The following is a 2,793-nucleotide window of genomic DNA, read 5'->3' as shown; positions in this document are numbered from 1 at the left end:
AATATCTACAGAGTAAAAAAGGAGGAGATGAATAATGCTTCAGCAAATTTATCCGACTCCTCAACACGAATATGAATTTGAATTGAATAAAGACATGCATTTCGCTTCTGCTCATTATATACCGCACGAAGAAGCAGGAGATTGTCAGAAGGTACATGGTCACACCTACTTTGCCAACATCACCATCGCGGGGAATGAACTGGATGAATCCGGTTTCCTCATAAACTTCCAGCAGATCAAGAAGCTGATTCATAAGCGGTTCGACCACAGTCTATTAAATGATGACAGCCGCTTTTCGGATAAAGATCCAATGAGGTTCCCTACTACTGAAGTGGTCGCTAAAGCAGTGTGTGAAATTGTTCAGGAGCACTTGGAAACGTTGAAGCACCGGCCTCAATGCCTGCAGGTTTTCCTAAGGGAAACCCCCACATCCTATGTAATCTACAGACCTAAAAAGGGGATGAAATCATGAATAAAATCCCTGTTTTAGAGATATTCGGACCCACGATTCAAGGTGAAGGAATGGTCATCGGGCAAAAAACGATGTTTGTAAGAACCGCAGGCTGTGATTATAGTTGTGCCTGGTGCGATTCAGCATTTACATGGGATGGCTCTGCGAAAGATGATGTCAGGCTCATGACAGCTGAAGAAATTTGGAATGAACTGAGCGAAATAGGCGGGGAGCGTTTTTCTCATGTGACGATTTCAGGGGGGAATCCTGCCCTCCTTTCAAGTTTGAGTGGGCTTCTGAGCATCTTTAAGGAGAAAAACATACAGTCTGCACTTGAAACACAAGGAAGCAGATGGCAGGAATGGTTTTATGACATCGATGATTTGACCATCTCGCCAAAACCGCCAAGTTCCAATATGAACACTGATTTTGAAAAATTGGACGCCATCATTCAGAATTTAATCGAGAATGAGTCCAAAATCAGTTTGAAAGTGGTTGTCTTCAACGACGACGACCTGCAATACGCTAAGGTTGTCCATCACCGTTATCCGAAAGTTCCTTTCTATATTCAGACTGGAAATCCTGAAGTAATGGAAGAAAACACAAATAAATTGGTATCAGATCTACTGAATGATTATGAGATATTGATTGATAAGATATCACTTGATGCAGAATTAAATCAAGTCCGCGTTCTTCCGCAGCTGCATACGCTTGTTTGGGGAAATAAGCGGGGTGTGTAAATGAATAGAGAAAAAAAGCGATTGGATTCTATTGCCAATCGCTTTTTTGATAAATCAATCCTTTATTTTCTTGAATTCTCATCTTGATCACGGTCAATGCCGATTTTCCCTTCCACATAAAACATATCATCAAAATCATCTTTCCCCTCTTTATTCTTGCCAATTGCAAGAAGCGGGGTTGGATACTGCGCAGGTAAAATGTGACCATTTATTTCTTCAAAATCAAGAATCCTTCGATTCTCTGCATCTCGTCTTTCGGGCACTTTAAACACCTCCTAACTATAGTTTGCTGACTCACTATAGAAGTATGTTTTGGATTTCACATCATTTATATGTAAACAAGTGAAGGTTTTGTTCGATATAAAATATGTAAGGTATTTATGACCGCATGAAAAATGCATTATTGAATGGAAGGGCGTATATAAATGAATGATCTAAAAGGGATATTGCTTGAAAGCGGGACAAATGAACTTGAAATGGTTGAATTCGAAGTTCAAAATAATAGATTCGGAATAAATGTTATTAAGGTCAAAGAAATCATCCAACCAACTACAATCATACCCATTCCACATTCTCATCCGCATGTAAAGGGACTGATCCAATTAAGGGGGGAAGTGCTCCCAGTGGTGGATATGGCGAAGGTTCTCGGGCTTGAAGAAAAAGAGACACCGCAGTCAAAATTTATCGTTTCTGAATTCAATCAGCAAAAAGTTGTCTTCCATGTACATAATGTTACACAGATTCACCGTATTTCATGGAACCAAATCGAAAAGCCCTCTGAAATGTACTCTGGTATAAAATCTGGAATCATCGGAGTGGTGAAGCGCGAAGAATCGATGATTTTAATGGTGGACTTTGAAAGCATCATGGTTGAGATCAATCCAGAATCAGGCATAAACATCGATAAAGTGAAAAAGCTTGGACTTAGGGAACGAAGCAACAAGAAAATTGTTGCAGCTGAAGATTCACCACTTCTTCGTAAGCTTCTCAATGACACATTATCTGAAGCAGGCTATGAGTCGGTTGAGTTTTTTGAAAATGGGAGTGATGCATTGCATTATCTTGAATCATTGATAAGTGAATCAGGGCAGATGGAAGAATCCGTTGGTCTGGTCATTACAGATATTGAAATGCCGCAGATGGATGGGCATCATCTAACCAAAAGAATTAAAAGTCATCCGGTACTGGAGAAGCTTCCCGTCATTATTTTTTCTTCACTGATTACAAACGATTTGCGGCATAAAGGCGAAATGGTTGGTGCAGAGGCTCAAATAAGCAAGCCTGAAATAGCTGAGTTAATTAAGAAGATTGATCAATTCATCCTGTAGTTCAAATGAAAAATGGCCGTATGATGTCAGAATCATACAGCCATTTTCAACCCTTTAAAGGAATTTCGCGTTAATGCACTAAATTAACGGGGTATTAAAAGAAGCTGTCTCCCAGCTTTTTGAATACAGGTTTCTGATAACCTTGCTTTCCCTGTTTATTATGATCATCTGAATCGGACATTCCGGTGTATTCCTCTAAAATTCCCTTTCCCTGCTGAAGTCCCATTTTACATCTCGGATTTCTCTGAGATTGATCGAGACTTCCCAGGTGGGG

5 protein-coding genes are annotated in these 2,793 nt (G+C 40.0%); 3 read left to right on the top strand and 2 right to left on the bottom strand.

Annotated elements, in window-relative coordinates; genetic code table 11:
• The first annotated feature begins 34 nt into the window (after positions 1-34).
• Together queD and queE are read left to right on the top strand one after the other, a co-directional pair.
• Positions 35-472 carry a 6-carboxytetrahydropterin synthase QueD gene (gene queD, locus HP456_RS22360; RefSeq protein ID WP_172255199.1) on the top strand — a complete coding sequence of 146 codons (438 nt, stop codon included), beginning with the start codon at positions 35-37 and terminating at the stop codon, positions 470-472.
• Positions 469-1,191 carry a 7-carboxy-7-deazaguanine synthase QueE gene (gene queE, locus HP456_RS22355; RefSeq protein WP_172255197.1) on the top strand — a complete coding sequence of 241 codons (723 nt, stop codon included), beginning with the start codon at positions 469-471 and terminating at the stop codon, positions 1,189-1,191. Before queD ends, queE begins: the two co-directional genes overlap by 4 nt.
• A gap of 62 nt (positions 1,192-1,253) precedes the next feature.
• Here the strand turns inward: queE and HP456_RS22350 are convergent, their stop codons facing one another.
• Positions 1,254-1,454 (bottom strand): hypothetical protein, encoded by a 201-nt coding sequence (locus HP456_RS22350; RefSeq protein ID WP_172255195.1) that lies wholly within the window; start codon positions 1,452-1,454, stop codon positions 1,254-1,256.
• 162 nt (positions 1,455-1,616) lie between these two features.
• Here HP456_RS22350 and HP456_RS22345 point away from each other — a divergent pair, with 162 nt between their 5' ends.
• Entirely contained in the window at positions 1,617-2,519 is a 903-nt protein-coding gene (locus HP456_RS22345) for a chemotaxis protein (RefSeq protein ID WP_172255193.1), read from the top strand.
• 94 nt (positions 2,520-2,613) lie between these two features.
• On the opposite strand, the gene HP456_RS22340 is transcribed toward HP456_RS22345, so the two are convergent.
• Positions 2,614-2,793, bottom strand: a 180-nt coding sequence (locus HP456_RS22340) for a YkyB family protein (RefSeq protein WP_281358117.1), incomplete at its 5' end; no start/stop codon positions are given.

Origin of the sequence: Bacillus haikouensis, assembly GCF_013179555.1 — a bacterium.
GTDB lineage: Bacteria > Bacillota > Bacilli > Bacillales > Bacillaceae_B > Rossellomorea > Rossellomorea haikouensis_A.
The sequence above is the reverse complement of the archived record's forward strand: the minus strand, read 5'-3'. Positions and strand labels throughout refer to the sequence as shown.